Source organism: Morganella sp. GD04133, assembly GCF_029835375.1.
GTDB lineage: Bacteria > Pseudomonadota > Gammaproteobacteria > Enterobacterales > Enterobacteriaceae > Morganella > Morganella morganii_B.
This window is the reverse complement of the sequence record NZ_JAODZS010000006.1, coordinates 85,762-104,116: the sequence shown is the minus strand read 5'-3', so window position 1 is coordinate 104,116 and position 18,355 is coordinate 85,762. Positions and strand designations below refer to the sequence as shown.

The window sequence follows — 18,355 nt, the reverse complement described above, 5'->3', positions numbered from 1 at the left end:
ACGGACAGCTATATGGTTTATCTGATCACCATCGCCAACCCGCGCATTGCCCAGTCATTTATTGATTATATGGCCTCACGGGATATTGAGCTCACCATGCGTGCCACCCGCGAAGGGCGCGGCGCGGAATTGTGGCTCGATGACGAAAGCAAGCTGGCACAGACACAGGCTGAGCTGGACACCTTTATGCGTGATCCGATGAACAAACGCTATCTCGCGGCCAGCTGGGAATCCGGCGAAACCGATTCCCCGTTCCGCTATCCGGCCTCTCATGTTTTCAGTAATCTGGTGACCCCTGCCGGACCGCTGACCATCACCATCACCGTGCTGTGTGTTCTGGTCTATATCTGGATGCAGATAAGCGGTACTGATGAGGTCATGGCATACCTGGCATGGCCGCAGCCTGATCAGCAGGGTGAATTATGGCGGTGGGTAAGCCCGGTTTTCCTGCATTTCGGTCTGACCCATATTCTGATGAACCTGGCGCTGTGGTGGTATCTCGGCGGTCAGGTGGAAAAACAACTCGGCAGCGGACGGCTGCTGGTCATCACCATTATCTCTGCCCTGGTCAGTTGCTGGTCACAATCCTTTTTCAGCGGGTCCTCCTTCGGCGGCCTGTCCGGCGTGGTGTTCGCGCTGATCAGTTATGTCTGGTACACCGGCGCGCGCAATCCGTCAGCCGGTATTTACCTGCCTGCCGCCATGATGGTGTTCTCGGTATTATGGCTGGTTATCGGTTACTTTGATTTATTTGGTACAATGCCGATTGCAAACATGGCCCATGCATCCGGTCTCGCGACCGGCCTGCTGATGGCGGTATGGGATAACCGCCGCCGGACGGCCTGAATAGTAATGAAAATATGACACCACCGCTGCATATCACGGCACCATTCTGACTATGCGGCGGTACTGATCTGACCGGGAGATTTTGTGAAACAAACACAGCGTCATGATGCTATCGTTGAATTAGTCAGTAAACAGGGCTATGTCAGCACAGAAGAGCTGGTCGAGCACTTTAAGGTCAGTCCGCAGACTATCCGCCGTGATCTCAATGAACTGGCGGAACAGAATAAAATCCACCGTCACCACGGCGGGGCGGCACAGCCGTCCAGCTCAGTGAATGCCGCCTATCATGAACGTAAAAGCATGTGGTCGGATGAAAAACGCCGGATCGCCCGCCGTGTTGCGGCGCTGATCCCGGATGGTGCCACACTGTTTATCGATATCGGCACCACACCGGAAGCTGTCGCGCATGAACTGCTGGAGCACAAAAATCTGCGCATCGTCACCAATAACCTCAATGTCGCCACCCTGCTGATGGCGAAAGACGATTTCCGGCTGATCCTGGCCGGTGGAGAAGTCCGTTCCCGTGACGGCGGGATTGTCGGCGAGGCCACTCTCGATTTCATCTCTCAGTTTCGTCTGGATTTCGGTATTCTCGGGATCAGCGGCATTGATAATGACGGCTCCCTGCTGGAATTTGATTATCATGAAGTCCGCACCAAACGGGCGATTATTGAAAACTCACGCTGTGTGATGCTCGTTACCGACCATTCAAAGTTCGGTCGCAATGCCATGGTCAATCTCGGTAATATGGGGCTGATTAATTGCCTGTTTACCGACAAACGCCCGCCGGAAAACATCATCAAAATCCTGGATGAACAACAGGTTCAGCTCGAAGTCTGCTGATTTTCTCTGCCCGCGTCACCGTCCGGTGGCGCGGCTGCTTTGCCTTTTTTCCCCTCTTTTAATTCACTATTCTTTGTGTGGATATGCTAACAAATTGTTATCCATGTCACGGAGAACGTTTTTTTATGTCCGGAATGTTGGAATATCATTCACATTGCACTATTATGAGCGATAACGAACATTAAAGAACAAATGTGGTCATGCGGGAGTGAGGATGGAAACAAAAGATTTGATCGTTATCGGAGGCGGAATCAACGGCGCGGGTATTGCCACTGATGCCGCCGGACGCGGGCTGTCTGTGCTGATGCTGGAAGCCCGGGATCTCGCCTGTGCCACCTCATCGGCCAGCTCAAAACTGATCCACGGCGGATTGCGCTATCTCGAACATTATGAGTTTCGTTTGGTGAGCGAAGCGCTGGCTGAACGCGAAGTATTGTTAAAAATGGCCCCGCATATCGCGTTCCCGATGCGTTTCCGTCTGCCGCATCAGCCGCATCTGCGCCCGGCGTGGATGATCCGCGCGGGGCTGTTTCTGTATGACCATCTCGGTAAACGCACCACACTGCCGGGCAGCCGCGGCCTGACCTTCAGCAGCGCTTCCCCGCTGAAAGCGGAGTTTAAAAAAGGCTTTGAATATTCCGACTGCTGGGTGGACGATGCCCGCCTGGTGGTACTGAATGCACAGGAAGTCGTACGGCAGGGCGGCGAAGTCCGCACACGGACAAAAGTCACCCGTGCATGGCGCGAAAACGGCTTATGGCAGGTGGAAGCGGAAAATACCCTGACCGGTGAAACCCTGCGCTGGCAGGCAAAGGGGCTGGTCAATGCCGCCGGACCGTGGGTGAAAACCTTCTTTGATGACGGGTTACAGCTCAAATCCCCTTACGGTATCCGCCTGATCAAAGGCAGCCATATTGTGGTACCGCGTGCCCACGACGAGCCGCAGGCCTATATCCTGCAAAATGAAGATCACCGTATTGTGTTTGTCATCCCGTGGATGGATGAATTTTCGATTATCGGCACAACGGATGTGGAATATCACGGCGATCCGGCAGACGTTAAAATCGATGATAACGAAATTAATTATCTGCTGGATGTCTATAACGACTACTTCCGCAAAACCCTGACCCGCGACGATATCCGCTGGACATACTCCGGCGTGCGTCCGCTGTGTGATGATGAATCGGACTCGCCACAAGCCATCACCCGCGATTACACACTTGATTTGCATGATGATAACGGACAGGCACCGCTGTTGTCAGTCTTCGGCGGCAAACTCACCACTTACCGCAAACTGGGTGAGCACGCGCTGGATAAACTGGCGGCCTACTATCCGCACGCCGGGAAAGCATGGACAAAACAGGCGGTACTGACCGGCGGTGAGCTGAACGGCCGGAGCCGTGACGGCTATGCCCGCGTGCTGACAGAACGCTGGTCATGGCTGCCGAACGGACTGGCACTGCGCCTGGCCCGCACCTACGGCAGTCAGACAGAAAAAATTATCGGTGATGCGCAATCCCTCAGCGACCTCGGGCAGTTATTCGGCCATAACCTCTATGAGGCCGAGCTGCGCTATCTGGTACAGCACGAGTGGGTGATCACCGCAGAAGATGCGCTCTGGCGCAGAACCAAACTGGGGATGTGGCTCACTCAGGAAGAACAGCTTCAGGTGGAGCAGTGGCTCCGCCAGGAAGCGCAGTAACAATACCCGAACAGACCGGCTCGCAAGGCCGGTCATAAAGACAGAAACCGCTCCTGCCATCCGAATAATCTGGCGTGCTGCAAAAATTGAGTTGATGATAAACACTGAAGCCGGCACTGCCTCCGAATCACGGCTACGGTATCGAAAGATTACAGTGCGTACCTGATTAGCGTTTCCGGTTGTTTCCGGTAAAGCTCAGGCGGAATGTAATTCAGAGTGACCCCATTTTTTGTACAAAACTGAACCCGTTTATACATGGCTGCGTAACACACCAATAACACAAATCAGTGAAATATTCTGATTTCGTCTATTTATGACCCCCCACTCAGAGAGGAAGTTAAGCAGATTTTACCGTTTCAGTTTTGATTGGAATTTTTATTGTTATTATTCATTTAGTTACATTACTTTTGTACTTTGTTACATATTTTATTTTGTGATCTGAAAAAAAATGCCTTTTTTCTTATTGTTTACAGCACGTTAGATGATTTTGTTAAAAAACATAGTGGTTTGTTTCTTTTATGATCTGAATTATTCCGCCACACCACTCTCAACCGACCTTCTTTAGCAGTCAATTATCCTGCTTTTGCAACGATTTTAACTTAAGTGACTGATCCTGAGAGATGCAGACCTTTCTCCGGTCTTTACAGAGTGGTAAGTGAAACTTATGATTCAGCATTATCACCATGCGCACTGGCTGATGACGAAGTTACTCGTCAGGTAATCACCTGTTACCCGCTAATAAATAAGGAATTTGATCATGCCAACTCCATGTTATATCTCCATCGAAGGCAAAACTCAGGGCAATATCACTGCCGGCGCCTTTACCGCTGAATCTGTCGGCAATATCTACGTGCAGGGTCATGAAGATGAAATGCTGGTGCAGCAGTTTGACCATGTTGTGACGGTCCCGACTGATCCGCAGTCCGGTCAGCCGTCCGGCCAGCGTGCACATCGTCCGTTTAAATTCACGGTCGCGCTAAACAAAGCGGTTCCGCTTCTGTACAACGCCCTGGCAGCCGGTGAAATGCTGCCTAAGGTACAACTGAAATGGTACCGCACCTCCGTTGAAGGTAAGCAGGAGCACTTCTTCACCACCTCGCTGGAAGATGCCACTATCGTCAATATCGACTGCAAAATGCCACACTGTCAGGATCCGCAAAAAACGGATTACACGCAGCTGATTGAAGTCTCAATGTCCTACCGCAAAATCAGCTGGGATCACACGGTTGCAGGCACCTCCGGAGCTGATGACTGGCGCGCGCCAATCGAAGCGTAATGTGCTCACTGACACCACACATTCCCCCGGAATGTGTGGTGTTCCTGCCTGACCGTGGTGCCCCCCGTTTCACGGCGGGTCACCTGCCTGATCAGTTCCGGAGCCGGTATGTTTGCTGAAGATCCCCAAAAAAAGGTCATTGACCCTGCGGCGCTGAAAGACAGTGCCGCGAAATACGCTGAGGATGCTGCGGTATCCGAAATCAGCAAAAAAATGTCAGAACCGGCGCAAAACGCTGTCTCCGCCGCACAACAGGCACAAAAAATAGCAGCGCAGATCCCTGCTGCGGCTGACCTTATTCCCGGTGGCGGTATTGCCGGTGGTCTCAGTGGCGGCCTCAGCAGCGGCGCAACACTTCCCGGCGCGGCAGGCACTCTGGCAGACGCACTGACCGGGCGTTCACCATCCGGTCTTGTTTTTACCTGTAAAATCGGCGGATTGCCGGATCAGACGTTTCAGGTCGCCGAATTCTCACTCAGCGAAGGGCTTTCTTCCCTGTTTTCGCTGTCAGTCAGTGCCGTCAGCGTGCTGCCGTCAATCACATTTGATGAACATCTGGGCAAAGCGTCTTCTCTGACTGTGACCCGTGATGGCGTCAAAGTCCGCACAGTGCAGGGGTTGCTGGCCTCTGCGGAACAGGGCAATACCGATGGCAACAAAACCTGGTATCACTTTCTGATCCGCCCGGAAATGTGGATCATGACGCTCAACCAGGACAGCCGCATCTTCCAGAAACAATCTGTACCGGAAGTGCTGGCGACATTACTTAAAGAAGCCCATGTCAAAAATGACCTGAAATTCTACCAGGACGAACTGCATCAGAAACGGGATTACATCACCCAGAAGCGGGAATCTGCCTATGATTTCTGGTGTCGCCTGGCCGCCGAAGAGGGGATTAATTTCTGGTTCGAGGAAGGCCCGAAACTGTTTTACAGTGACAATCACCTTGGTATGACCGCCGGTATTCACCTGACCTATAACCCGCAGGCAGATACCGATACCCGTGACAGCACCGCATTCTCCTGGCGTTACGCCGAAAAATTATGCAGTGATGTCATTATCCAGAAAGATTACAACCCGGACAGCCCCTCCTACCCGTTTCAGCATCAAGTGACCGGTGAGGTGCATAAACAGCATCCGGTATATGAAAGTTACGGTCGTTACCGTGATGATGCAACCGGTAAACCGTTCACCCGGCTGCGTTACGAACAGTCACAGAATGAGCGTCAGACCGGCACGGCGGGCACCAACTGTTTTGCCCTGATGCCGGGTAAAATTTTTACCCTGAGCAACCACCCGTCGGCGGTGATGAATCAGCCGTGGCAGGTGATTACGGTTAATCATCGTGGTACCCAGCCGCTGGCGGATAACAGCGGCGGTGAGGGGACAACGTTCAGCAATACCGTGAAGTTTATCCCCGGCACCCGCGAATGGCGGCCGCCGTTCCGTTTCCGCCCGCAGGCGGACGGCGACGAGCTGGCAACGGTGGTCGGCCCGGAAGGGGAGGAAATCTACACCAACGAACAGGGCGCGGTGAAAGTCTATTTTCACTGGGATCGTTACGGCAGACCGGATCACAGCGCTTCCTGCTGGGTGCGGGTGGCCATGGGCTGGAACGGCAGCGGTTATGGTTTTTCCGCTGTGCCGAGAATCGGGCAGGAAATTATTGTCTCTTACCTTAACGGGGATATCGACCGCCCGATTGTCACCGGCTGTACCTATAACGGCCGCAACGGCCCGCCGTCGGCATTCCCCGGCAGTAAAACCCAGACCGCATTCCGCACACAAACCCACAAGGGTGAGGGATTCAACGAGCTGCGCTTTGAGGATGAAAACGGGAAGCAGGAAGTCTTTATACACGCCCAGAAAGACATGAACACCGTGGTGCTGAATGACCGCAGTACAGCGGTGGCGGCCGGTCACACTGAAACGATTGGGCAGAACCAGAACGTGACCGTCGGCGGCGCACAGATGACGGCGGTTCAGATGGATCAGCTGAATTATATTTTCGGCAGCCATCTGACGGAAGTGGCCGGTGTCAGTATTCTGGCATCCGCTGCCGGTATCAAATTTGTCACCGGAAAATCCGCGATAGAAATGACGTCTGACGGCGCTGTCAATATCACCTGTGAAAATTTCAATTTTTCCGCGTCCGGAGCCGGACAGATTAATACCGGGCAGATGCTGGATCTGAATATGGATGGCGGTGGTAAGGCCGGTACGGATATGTCGCCGTCTCCCGGTGATATTGCCAATGATAAACGTCAGTTATTTCCCGGAAAATAAGGAATTACCATGAAGTATCTCTGTCAGGAAGGGGCTGTCATTTTACCGTCAGCGCAGTATGAGGACAGCAGCATCAATATCCTGAAATTTCCGGAGCACGGCGCCAGTATGACCCTGACCCGGGATCGCCTGGCTGAAGGGCAGAGTGCGGGGCAGTATCTGGCGGCACAAACCGCCATGCTGCAGAAAGGAATGAAAATATACACGATCACGGAGCCTGCCGTATTTGAAACACATGCCGGAACAACGGGAACGGAGTTCTATTGTGAGTCGGACCGGCAGGGGCATCACCTCCGGCAGTATATTGCCGCGTATGAGCTCAGCGGTCATATTTTTGTGATCACGTACTGCCTGACCCGTCCGTTCAGTGAGGCAGACCTGCAGGACTGGCAACATATCAAACTGGGTTTTACACCGTCATCACCGGCATGATTTCACCGGCGTTTATAAGGATATTGCATTATGGGAAATGAATTTCTGGCCGCTAAAGAAGGTGACCCGCTGGTCCATTCCTCCCTGTTTGCCGATATTGTCTGCGGGGTGGTGTCCGGAGCGATTTATGCCGGTATCGGGATTGCGGCCGTTGCGGTCATCGGTGCCACCGGCGGGGCGGCACTGGCCGCCGGTGCGGTGGTCGGAGCCGCGACCGGTTTTGCGCTGGGCGGAATGATCGATTTTGTCTCTGAGGGCGTTGCTGACGGCGTGGATGCGGTTCTTGATTTCTTCGGCATGCGCGGTGATCCGGACGGAATGATCATACACGGTTCCGGTAATGTGAACATCAAAGGAAAACCGGCGGCCAGAGCCGCCGGAAAAATTCCGGGGGAAAAATTAACTGAACTCATCCTGGCTGACACAAAAAATCCGCCGGAGAGTAAAGGCAGACAGATTGCCGGAGAGACGCTGAAGAAGGCGTTTATGCTTACCCCGCAGGGGATGGGGATAGCGGTCAGTGATTTTGTGTCCGCACAATTTAATCCGGCGGCACCGGTGGCGGAAGATCCTTACCCGACATACCCGTCACCCGAAAGAGGGTTCTGGGAAGGGATAGCCTCACCGGCAGTCGCGGAGAAAAATATCTATGCCGAACCGATGCCTCATGATGAAATTTCCTGTCAGAAATGGCATATCGCCTCAGATCCTTATTATCTGGCGGAAGGTTCAAAAAAAGTACAGATAAACAGCCAGCCTGCCTGCCGGAATGGTGACAGAAGCACCTGCGAGGCAAAAATTGACCATGAACAGACCGCCCCGGCCGTCAGGATCGGTGGCGGCACTGTTGTTGTGCGGGATATTATCAGCGGGCGTAACCCGTTTGCGAAATTTGGCGGTGAGGTGCTGGGCGGATTATTTGCCGGTGTCGCGGCGGCCGTTATCAAAAATTTTGCAAAAAACGGCGTAAAAACTACGGTGAATGCCGGGTTCAGGACACTGAGAAATTGTCTGAATAAGGTCGGGTGCCGGCTTGTCAGTGAAACGATCGGGGCGGCCACCGGTGCGGTTGTCGGGGGGGCACTGGCTAAAGCGTTCAGTGCCGTGATGAACCCGGTCCATGCCGCCACCGGCAGTAAAATCCTCAGTAGTGAGGACGAACTGGATTTTGTGCTGGAAGGCCGTTACCCGCTTGCCTGGCAGCGTATCTATGCCAGCAGTAATACCCGTGAAAGCCGTCTGGGCGCAGGCTGGTCGCTGCCGTTTGATGTCAGTATTGAAATCGCTTACACCGGCGGCCCCATCGGGGATGCACCGCTGTATTATCATGATATGTCCGGCCGCCGTCTGTCCCTGGGGGAACTGGCTCCCGGGCAGGATGCGTTCTATGTGGATGAGGGTTTCCGGGTCTACCGCAGCCTGCAGAATATCTTTTTGCTCGAGTCTGATACCGGCGATTATCAGCTGTTTGAGACTGACCCGCAGCGCAACGGCTGGTTACGCCTTGCACAGTCACACGATCGTCACGGAAACACCCTGTTTTACCGTTACAGTCCGGAAGGGCTGCTCTGCACCATTCAGGATAACAGCGGGCTGATTAACGTTCAGCTGCATTATACGGATGACGGGCAGCGCCTGCGCTCGGTATCACAATCTGATCCTGACGGTGAGCGGACACTGGTCAGCTATCAGTATGATGACCATCAGTTTCTTGTTGCCGTCACCGGTGCTGACGGCAGCGTGACCCGCCGTTTTGCCCGCGATGAAGAGACCGGGCTGATGGACATGCATATCAATGCCGCCGGGTTACAGAGCCATTACCGCTGGGCACAGTTTGAAAATGAAACCGGAGATAACGGACAGCCGGTATACCGCGTGGCGGAGCACTGGTTACAAACCCCGGATGGCGGGCGGCCTGAGCATACCCTGCTGCATTATTTCCCGGAAGAGAGATCGCTGCGTACTGAGCTGATCGGACTGGGTGAAACCTTCCGCCGCTGGAATGAACAACATCAGATCACCGAATTTACCGATGAAAGCGGTGCCACCTGGCTTTTTGACTGGGATCAGCACCGTAAACTGAAAAAAGCCACTGATCCTCTCGGTCATACCTCGCAGTACACGTATGATGAACGCGGCAACCTGACCGCTGAAACGGATCCGAACGGCGACTGTATCACCATTGAGTGGGATAAAGACTTTGCGTTTCCGCTGATTCAGGTAATGCCGGATGGCGCGGCGCATCACTGGTTTTACACCGCCAGAGGGGATATCCACCTGTATATGGATCCGCTGGGGCATACTACCCGGCGGGTGTGGGATGAACAGGGGGATTGTCTTCAGCAGACTGACCCGGGCGGCAGTGTCACCCGTTACCGCTACAATGCCCGCGGGCAACTGACCCGCTACACTGACTGCTCCGGTTATCACACCTCGCTGGCCTATGATGATCGCGGGCAACTGCTCACCATCACCGATGCACTGAGTCAGACCACCCGCTATCACTGGTCGGAGAGCGGACAACTGCTGCGTGAGGAATTACCTGACGGCAGGGATAACTGCTATTCCTATGACGATGCCGGGCGTGTCACCGGCTTTACCGACAGCGGCGGCAAAAAAATCACCGTCGCCCGTAATATCTTCGGACAAATCACTGAGCGTACCGACCCGGCGGGACACCGTCTCGGGTTCCGTTATGATCGGTTCGGACGGCTGAAAGCGCTGGTCAATGAAAAAGAGGAATCCTACCGCTTTGAGTATGACACGCTGCACCGCCTGACCCGTGAGCAGGATCTGATCGGCCGGCAAAAACAGTATCAGTATGATGCGGCCGGTAATCTGATCCGCCGGGAGGAGCTCCCCGCACAACCGGGTGAAGCGCCGGTTATCACACAGTATCACTATGATCCGGCCGGCCGTCTGACCGTCCGGGAAAACCGCGATTACCGCACCGAGTATCAGTACGGCAAAACGGCCCTGACACTGCGGCGTGCGCCGCTGACCGCCTGGTCAGCAGCACAGCTCAGCGGGGAAGCGGTGCCGTGGCAGGATATTCTGGAATTTGAGTATGATCTGAACGGACAGATGCTGTCCGAGCGGAACAGCGCCGGGGTATACCGTCACCGTTACGATGACAACGGCAACCTCAGCAGCACAGAGCTGCCGGACGGACAGTCACTGAGTTATCTGTATTACGGTTCCGGCCATCTTCAGCAGATGAACTGGCGGGAGCGCGGAAAACAGACGGTACTGGCGGAATACAGCCGCGACCGGCTGCACCGGGAAAGCAACCGGCTCTCCGGCGGGCTTGATCAGCGGACGGAGTATGACAGCAGCGGGCGTATCACCGCGCAGATAGCACGGCGGGCGAACAGTTCGCGGGTCACGGCGGCCACCATTGATAAACGTTATACCTGGGACAAACACAATAACCTGACGGAGCGCAGTGTCAGTTACGGGCAGGCGGATTCGCCGTTAACACAGGGTCACTGGCAGTATGAAACGTACCGTTATGACCCGCTGGGGCAGCTGACCCGGCGTCTGAACGGGTTCAGTGAAGAGCTGTTTCTGTATGATGAAGCGGCGAACTTACTGGGGCATCAGCGGCAGGTGGCGTTTAATAACCAGGTGACCACCAGTGAGGAGTACGACTACACGTATGACGGTTTCGGGCGCATGGCACAGCGCCGGGTGCGGGACAGTGCGGAGTGTCAGCATTATCACTATGACGCGGAGCACCGCATCACCGCAGTGACCTTTGCGCATGACCCGCAGGGGAACCAGCGGGCGGAATATGATTACGACATCCTCGGGCGCCGGATCGCCAAACGGGTCTGGCAGTCGGTACAGGCACAGCGGCTGAACCAGCCGCCGGAAAACCGGGAGCCGGAAGAAACGGTGCAGTTCTGCTGGAACGGCCTGCGGCTGGCAGCGGAGAAGAGCAGTAAATCCGCACATCTGACTCTGCATTACGTTTATAACAGCGGCAGCTATAACCCGCTGGCACGGATAGAAAGCTTTGACCATCCGGAAAAACAGACAACGGATATTGCGTATTACCACGTTGCCCTGAACGGATTACCGGAAGAACTGACGGACAGTCAGGGGCGCATAATCTGGCACGGCGACTACAGCCTGTGGGGAAAATTACGGCGTGAAACCCGCCCGGTGCCGGGCTTCCGGGGGCTGCAGAATTTACGTTTTCAGGGTCAATATTTCGACAGAGAAACCGGACTGCACTATAATACCTTCAGATTTTATTCTGCTGACACGGGAAGATTCACCCAACAGGACCCTATCGGCCTGGCGGGCGGGTTAAATCTGTATCAGTATGCGCCGAATCCGGTGACGTGGGTTGATCCGTGGGGTTGGGCTAAGCTATTTGCATTAGGCACTTATGGTGAGTTAAATGGCCCTTCACATGTGCGTGATCAATTGCAAGCTCACGAATTATTGAGACACGAATATTTAAAACAGCAAGGTCTTGCAAACACATCACGTTTATCTGGAAATCCATCTATAGCTTTAGATTTGGATCATCATACCAGAGGCCCGTTGAAGGATACTCGAGGTATTGGCGGTGCTCATTGGCATGAGGCTGAAATTAGAGCGAATCAAGGTCTGGGTAGAAATGAGTTTGCATCAACATTAAAACGTGAATTAGATATAACATCAGGTGGTTTAAGAAAAGCTGGTGTTCCTGCTAGTAGAGTTAAACAATTAAGACGAGATGCATTGAAATTTTATAAACAACAAGCTGCTGCAAAAGCAAAAGGTTGTAAATAGGAATATATATCATGTATGAAATTACTCAATTTATTGTAAGTGATAACAAAGATATAGACTCAGGCTTAATTATAGGGGGCAATAAAGGATATGTGTCTGAATGGCCTGTTAATCCAAACGGAAAGGAGCTATTGCATCTTTTTTCTATAGATTGTGAAAAGGTAGCTCCTCAGGTCGCTGATGGTGTTTTGCCAAAAACCGGTTATTTGTCTATATTTTCAACATATTCTAGCAGTGATTACTTTCTTGATGAAATAACATACTTTGGTGATGAAGATGATTTGAATTTGATTCGGTCAGGCTTCACTTTTGTATCTTATTCATTGACTGGTAGTTTAAGTGAAAGTAATGAAGATTTTATACCTGAAACTAAAGTTGATTTATTAAATACGAGAATTGATAGTGAAGAGTATCCAATGATATCATTTTTCTCAAAACATATTCCCAATGGTTTAACCTGTGTGGATGAGGTTTTTAATAATTATCATTTTGTCTGCCAGGTCTATTCCGCTGACTTTCCTTCTCCCTTTAAAGATGTATTGGGATTGTCTGATGCCATAGGATACTTATTTATTAAAAATGAAGGAAATAATATAGAAGGTCTTTTCTTCGTGCAAACGGCATAAAAATCCTAATAGCCATCCTTATAACTCAAATTATATAATCACCTGCTTTGGCTACAACAGTACACCAAAGCAGGTAAATCACTACCACATCACTCCCCGATCAGCGCCTTAACCTTAAATCTGGGCTTGTTGCTGCTGATTTTGCTGCTTAATCGTCCGGATATCTTCGCTGTCCGGGATTAATACCAAACAGTCGTTTAAAATCTTCACCGTAAATGTGAAACCGGTCTCAAATCCTGCCGCTTTCAGCCAGTGTCCTTTTAGGGTAATGGCGGGCGGCTGGCTGCTGTTTTTGCCCCTGGGGGTGTCAGTATCCAGGAAAAAATTTGTTGGCTATTATCCAACAAATCCGCTTTCAGAATGTTTTGACAGAAAAAATCTGTTTATTATTGATGAAGATATTAGCCGGATTTTTGTGACGGATAAATTTAAACAAAGAGTAGAAGATGCAGGTTTAACTGCTTTCGATTTTTCAGTAGAAATAGAATTATCGTAACGATATTGGTGAACTGATAATTTAAATTACAGACTCGTGTAATTACCTGCTTTAGCTATAACGGCCTTGTTGCGAATAATCAGCCCGTTCGCTGTCAGACTGCTCATAGGTACAAAAAACCCCCGATAATTGGGTGTCCGACTATCGGGGGCGACTTCCGTTTCAGCGCTTTTTACAGAACAATCCGTTCTCAGTGAACCTGTGACGGGCTGAGCAGCTGATAGATGGTATCCGGGGTGTATTTTTCACCGGAAAAATAGATATTCCAGTCGGTGAGCATTTCTGTATTCAGCGGATAGACACCGCCTTCCTGCATCTCTTCAACATAAAAAGGCTGGTTGATGAGTTTGCCGGTAAACACGTCATTATCCAGTGTTTCCGGGATAAACCACATGTGTTCCAGGTCATCATCATCCCCGTAAGGAATGCCGCATTTGACCATAAACGCCCATGGATGCTCACCCTCCTCCTCACCGGCTTTTTTACCGAATAACCCCCCGAGCAGACCTTTTTTCGTTTTAACCACCGGCTGCCCGTATTCCGTAAACATCTGGGCAAAATAGTGCCAGCGCAGCCGTGCTTTTACGGCCATTTCATGAGTTTCACTGTTCGGGCGGTAAAACATAATGGCCGCATCGTCGTCGAAACCACGGAAAAATGTCTGTAACACCGGCGAACTTTCATTTACCCGGAACAGCATACAGGACGGATGGTCATGCTGATCATCGCGATCACCGCGATCACCGAGAAATTCATTTTCCGGCATATTATCGTGAGAGTAATCGATCGCTTCCAGAGGCTTCAGCTGGTCGATCGGGGTGTTTTTGTTGATCTGACGGATCCCTTCCTGATACGGCAGTGCCACAATATATTCCAGCTGTTTTTCAGTCTGACCGCACAACATCGGCTCATTGAACAGCACTTTGCCTTCATTAAGACTCTGCCCGATAAAACTGCGCAGCAGATCAGGAATGCCGTAGTAGGCATTAATGGTATGCGGCAACAGCAGTTCCACTTCCGGGATCCCGCAGCGCAGCAGGCCGTGTGTGTGGAACCAGTACATGGTCGGCGGGGAATTTTCCGTGTCATAAATTGCATGAATGGTATAAAGGGATTCAATGTTCAGCTGCACGTCATTCTCCAGCTGAAAATTAAGCCACTCACGGGTAAACCCGCGCCCGGCTGCCGAAATATCAATCCCCAGCAGCAAATCCGGCACCAGAATCTGCACCATTTTCAGCTGATACCGGTAACTTCGCAGTACATCATTCTGCAGAAGACATTCAACATAAATGTCCTGCCCGGTCTGGTTGACTTCGGCCAGTAATCCGGGGGAAAGCGGATCGGTTGAATAATAAGGATTAATTTCCAGTTCCGGTGCCCGCGGTGCCAGTGACACCAGAAACAGCAGCTCTTCATCACCGTAATGACAGGTGTAATAAAAGCTGTTCTCATCATGCTCCGCGTATTCAATATCACCCTGTGTGAAAAAGGTTTGTGATGCCAAACGCTCTTCTAACTCTGCCAGGTTGAGCCGCGAGGGAGGGAATGCCACTACCTCCGACGTCATCCTCTTACCTTTACCTTCCGCAACCTCAAGGTAATATTGCTTTATATCCATCGGTAATGCCTTTATCCGCTCTGAGTTGTGCTGCTGTGCTGTAACTATCTCCGGCTGAATTATTCCTCCGGGGAACATGAAACACCGGGCGTCAATTATATGCATTGTGACAACAATAACCTCTGCTTTTGTCCCGGTTATGCCACACAGACAACGGCAAAAAATGAATATGCTGAAATAAAACTCATTTGTTCATACGTATAAGTACCACACTTTATATCCGGAGTTCATTCAGAATAATCCACCTATTATTATGTAAATAAACATTTCAGCCGAAATGACACACCCGGACATAAAAACGACTATAATCCGGTCAGTTACCCGCCCTGTTCTGAGGTATGAAAAGTTGAATAATGACAAAAATCTGACGATTGCCGTTCCGTTACCCGAGCCTTATCATACAGCGGATTTTCTCGCATTTCATTTACGTGATAACCACCATGTGGCTGAAGACGTCACAGGGAACCGGGTGATGAAAGGGATTTGTCTGCATGGTCATCCCGCCCTGCTGACCGTGGAAATCCGCGCCGGGGAAGCCCGTGTCACCCTCACGACAGACGGCCCCGGGCCCCTGCCGGAAGACGAAGCCCGTATGCAGCATCTCGCCCGGCATATGCTCGGCCTGGTCCAGCCGGTAGAGGTATTCGAAGAACAGTATCAGGATCACCCGCTGGCCGGGCCGCTGATCAGGCAGCAGAAAGGATTACGGATCTACCAGTCCGCTACGCCGTTTGAAGCCATTAACTGGGCGATTATCGGGCAGCAGATCAGTGTTCAGGCAGCGATTTCTATCCGCCGCCGCCTGATTCAGCATATCGGCCTGCGTCACTCCTCCGGGTTGTGGTGCTATCCGGACGCAGCGCATATTTTACAGACCGATTTTGACGGTTTGCGCAGCTGCGGTTTTTCCGTCGGTAAAGCTAATGCCCTGCTGGCGCTGAGCGAACAACTGGAAAGCGGGGTGCTGGTGCTGCCGGATGTGGTTACACCGGATAATGCGGATGCGGTTTCCGCCTCACTGACGGCGATAAAGGGTATCGGTACCTGGACAGTCAGCTATGCGCTGCTGCGCGGCTTTAACTATCTGAACGGCTCACTGCACGGCGATGTTGCGGTACGGCGTAATCTGCAGCGCCTGCTGGCGCGGGATGAAAAAATAACAGCGGATGAAACACAGGAATGGCTGGCGGATTTCGCGCCCTGGCGGGCTCTGATGGCCGCCCACCTGTGGCGGCTGGAGTCCGCCGCCGGGTACTGAGCAAAAAAATGCCGCATTCGCGGCATTTTTTCTCTCTGCGGATTCAGCGCAGCCAGTTGGTTTTTGCCAGCTCCACAATCTCATCACCACGCCCGTTGATAATCGCACGCAGCATATACAGACTGAAGCCTTTGGCCTGCTCAAACTTAATTTCCGGCGGCATGGCCAGTTCCTGTTTGGCGGTCACCACATCCACTAAAACCGGACCGTCATGGGCAAATGCCGTTTTCAGTGCATCATCCAGTGATTCGCTGTCTTCAACGCGGATCCCTTTAATTCCCATGGCATTGGCCATGGCGGCAAAATCCGGATTGTGGAGATCGGTGCCGTCAGTCAGATAACCGCCCGCTTTCATCTCCATGGCCACAAAGCCCAGCACACTGTTGTTAAAGATGACGATTTTCACCGGCAGCTGCATCTGTGCCAGGGAAATGAAGTCCCCCATCAGCATACTGAACCCGCCGTCACCGCACATCGCCACCACCTGGCGTTTGCGGTCGAGTGCCTGAGCACCGATAGCCTGCGCCATGGCGTTTGCCATCGAACCATGGTTAAAGGAGCCTACCAGCCGCCGTTTGCCGTTCATGGTGAGATAACGCGCCGCCCAGACAGTCGGGGTGCCCACATCACAGGTAAACACAGTGTCATCATCTGCCAGTTCACTGATTTTTTTCGCCAGGTACTGCGGGTGGATCAGCTCCCGTTTGCTTGCGGTTGCCAGCGCGTCGAGGTCACTGCGGGCGGTCTGATAATGCTTCAGCGCCGCATCGAGATGGGTGTGATCCTCTTTGGCCTGCAGGCGTGGCTGAATGGCGTTGAGTGTGGCTTTGATATCCCCGATGACCGCCATATCCACCGCGCAGTGCGCGCCGAGGCTGCCGGGATTGATATCCACCTGAATAATCTTTGCTTTGGCCGGGTAAAACGCGCGGTACGGGAAGTGTGTGCCGAGCAGCACCAGGGTATCTGCATTTTCCATGGCATAATAGCCGGAAGAGAAACCGATAAGCCCGGTCATCCCGACACTATACGGGTTATCATACTCAATATGCTCTTTGCCGCGCAGCGCATGCACCACCGGTGCTTTCAGGGTTTCCGCCAGTTTGATGACTTCATCATGCGCCCCGGCACACCCGGCGCCGCACATCAGTGTGATATTTTTCGCGCCGTTAAGGGCATCCGCCAGTTTCACCAGCTCGTCCCGCTGCGGCATGACCAGCGGCAGAGACGGCTCATACCAGACATTGCGGGCCGATTCCGGTGCCGGTCTTAATGCCACATCCCCCGGAATGACCACCACGGCCACGCCGCGCTCCAGAATCGCCTTGCGCATGGCAATACCCAGCACCTGCTGGATCTGTTCGGGGTTGGACACCAGCTCACAATAAACGCTGCATTCACGGAACAGCTCCTGCGGATGAGTTTCCTGGAAATAGTGGCTGCCGATTTCGCCGGAAGGAATATGTGCGGCAATTGCCAGTACCGGCACGCGGTTGCGCTGACAATCAAATAATCCGTTGATCAGGTGAAGGTTACCCGGCCCGCAGGAACCGGCGCACACCGCCAGTTTACCGGTCAGATGCGCCTCTGCTCCGGCGGCAAACGCCGCCACTTCCTCATGCCGGGTACCCATCCATTCAATGCTGCCCAGTTTGCGTAAACTGTCACTCAACCCGTTCAGTGAGTCTCCGGTGACACCCCAGATACGGTTGATTCCTGCATCCGCTAACATTTTGGCGATATAACCCGCTACAGTCTGCTTCATCGTAAATCTTCCCTCTTACTGGTGATAAATCTGATTCGCAATAAGATGCCGCACAGAACAATACCGGTCTGCTCTGTGTGTTTATCCTGTCAATTCAGTGTAGCCCGGGCTCGCCGCAGATAAAACCACCAGTAATAAGGGAAATTTACAGCACTAATTCAGGGTATTTCCGGAGAACCGGCTGAATAATACAAAAATGGCTGCAAGGATATATAAATACACTTATCTTAACTTCTGTTTAAGAATATTAATGTTATCGTCATTCCGGAGGGTGATTTATATTTCACACAAAATAAGCATAAAAAACAAGAAAATGAAAATAAATTCAATTGATTGATATTAAAGACAAATATAATATAAATCGTCGCATTTATATTATTTGCCACAGAGATCATCCTTATTATTCATGCACCATGAAA

General features: G+C 52.1%; 13 protein-coding genes. 10 read left to right on the top strand and 3 right to left on the bottom strand.

Annotated elements, in window-relative coordinates:
- Positions 1-12: 12 nt before the first annotated feature.
- From glpG to N7387_RS04125, 8 genes are all read left to right on the top strand, one after another.
- The gene (gene glpG, locus N7387_RS04160) at positions 13-846 is read left to right on the top strand and encodes a rhomboid family intramembrane serine protease GlpG (RefSeq protein WP_262859619.1); all 834 of its coding nucleotides are present in this window, start codon (positions 13-15) and stop codon (positions 844-846) included.
- An 84-nt stretch (positions 847-930) separates the two neighbouring features.
- Entirely contained in the window at positions 931-1,689 is a 759-nt protein-coding gene (locus N7387_RS04155; protein WP_274371029.1) for a DeoR/GlpR family transcriptional regulator, read from the top strand.
- A 214-nt stretch (positions 1,690-1,903) separates the two neighbouring features.
- Positions 1,904-3,391 (top strand): glycerol-3-phosphate dehydrogenase, encoded by a 1,488-nt coding sequence (gene glpD / locus N7387_RS04150; protein WP_279797121.1) that lies wholly within the window; start codon positions 1,904-1,906, stop codon positions 3,389-3,391.
- A 757-nt stretch (positions 3,392-4,148) separates the two neighbouring features.
- Positions 4,149-4,667, top strand: a complete 519-nt coding sequence (locus N7387_RS04145) for an Hcp family type VI secretion system effector (RefSeq protein ID WP_262859621.1) — start codon at positions 4,149-4,151, stop codon at positions 4,665-4,667.
- A gap of 108 nt (positions 4,668-4,775) precedes the next feature.
- Complete coding sequence (tssI, locus tag N7387_RS04140) at positions 4,776-6,953, top strand: type VI secretion system tip protein TssI/VgrG (RefSeq protein WP_279797118.1); 2,178 nt, start codon at positions 4,776-4,778, stop codon at positions 6,951-6,953.
- A gap of 9 nt (positions 6,954-6,962) precedes the next feature.
- Positions 6,963-7,385 (top strand): DUF1795 domain-containing protein, encoded by a 423-nt coding sequence (locus tag N7387_RS04135; RefSeq protein ID WP_262862818.1) that lies wholly within the window; start codon positions 6,963-6,965, stop codon positions 7,383-7,385.
- A 30-nt stretch (positions 7,386-7,415) separates the two neighbouring features.
- Positions 7,416-12,170, top strand: a complete 4,755-nt coding sequence (locus tag N7387_RS04130) for an RHS repeat-associated core domain-containing protein (RefSeq protein WP_279797114.1) — start codon at positions 7,416-7,418, stop codon at positions 12,168-12,170.
- An 11-nt stretch (positions 12,171-12,181) separates the two neighbouring features.
- Complete coding sequence (locus tag N7387_RS04125) at positions 12,182-12,796, top strand: YwqG family protein (RefSeq protein ID WP_262864154.1); 615 nt, start codon at positions 12,182-12,184, stop codon at positions 12,794-12,796.
- Positions 12,797-12,910: 114 nt separating this feature from the next.
- Here N7387_RS04125 and N7387_RS04120 read toward each other — a convergent pair whose 3' ends face one another.
- Positions 12,911-13,045, bottom strand: coding sequence for a hypothetical protein (locus tag N7387_RS04120; RefSeq protein ID WP_279797160.1), 135 nt, complete (start codon positions 13,043-13,045; stop codon positions 12,911-12,913).
- Here N7387_RS04120 and N7387_RS04115 point away from each other — a divergent pair.
- Positions 13,014-13,292 carry a hypothetical protein gene (locus tag N7387_RS04115; protein WP_279797112.1) on the top strand — a complete coding sequence of 93 codons (279 nt, stop codon included), beginning with the start codon at positions 13,014-13,016 and terminating at the stop codon, positions 13,290-13,292. The genes N7387_RS04120 and N7387_RS04115 overlap by 32 nt on opposite strands.
- Before the next feature lie 190 nt (positions 13,293-13,482).
- Here the strand turns inward: N7387_RS04115 and N7387_RS04110 are convergent, their stop codons facing one another.
- Positions 13,483-14,913, bottom strand: coding sequence for a DUF4026 domain-containing protein (locus tag N7387_RS04110; protein ID WP_262861540.1), 1,431 nt, complete (start codon positions 14,911-14,913; stop codon positions 13,483-13,485).
- A gap of 346 nt (positions 14,914-15,259) precedes the next feature.
- Here N7387_RS04110 and N7387_RS04105 point away from each other — a divergent pair, with 346 nt between their 5' ends.
- On the top strand, positions 15,260-16,171 hold the full coding sequence (locus tag N7387_RS04105) for a 3-methyladenine DNA glycosylase 2 (protein WP_279797109.1): 912 nt from the start codon (positions 15,260-15,262) through the stop codon (positions 16,169-16,171).
- Between the two features lie 43 nt (positions 16,172-16,214).
- On the opposite strand, the gene poxB is transcribed toward N7387_RS04105, so the two are convergent.
- Positions 16,215-17,936: a ubiquinone-dependent pyruvate dehydrogenase gene (gene poxB, locus N7387_RS04100; protein WP_279797107.1), complete on the bottom strand. Its 1,722-nt coding sequence runs from the start codon at positions 17,934-17,936 to the stop codon at positions 16,215-16,217.
- Between the last annotated feature and the right edge of the window lie 419 nt (positions 17,937-18,355).

Excerpts from the sequence above, each read along its gene's own strand:
- N7387_RS04125 (WP_262864154.1), top strand. The coding sequence starts at position 12,182 with ATGTATGAAATTACTCAATTTATTGTAAGTGATAACAAAGATATAGAC.
- tssI (WP_279797118.1), top strand. The coding sequence starts at position 4,776 with ATGTTTGCTGAAGATCCCCAAAAAAAGGTCATTGACCCTGCGGCGCTG.
- N7387_RS04110 (WP_262861540.1), bottom strand. The coding sequence starts at position 14,913 with ATGGATATAAAGCAATATTACCTTGAGGTTGCGGAAGGTAAAGGTAAG.
- glpG (WP_262859619.1), top strand. The coding sequence starts at position 13 with ATGGTTTATCTGATCACCATCGCCAACCCGCGCATTGCCCAGTCATTT.
- N7387_RS04130 (WP_279797114.1), top strand. The coding sequence starts at position 7,416 with ATGGGAAATGAATTTCTGGCCGCTAAAGAAGGTGACCCGCTGGTCCAT.
- poxB (WP_279797107.1), bottom strand. The coding sequence starts at position 17,936 with ATGAAGCAGACTGTAGCGGGTTATATCGCCAAAATGTTAGCGGATGCA.
- N7387_RS04135 (WP_262862818.1), top strand. The coding sequence starts at position 6,963 with ATGAAGTATCTCTGTCAGGAAGGGGCTGTCATTTTACCGTCAGCGCAG.
- glpD (WP_279797121.1), top strand. The coding sequence starts at position 1,904 with ATGGAAACAAAAGATTTGATCGTTATCGGAGGCGGAATCAACGGCGCG.
- N7387_RS04145 (WP_262859621.1), top strand. The coding sequence starts at position 4,149 with ATGCCAACTCCATGTTATATCTCCATCGAAGGCAAAACTCAGGGCAAT.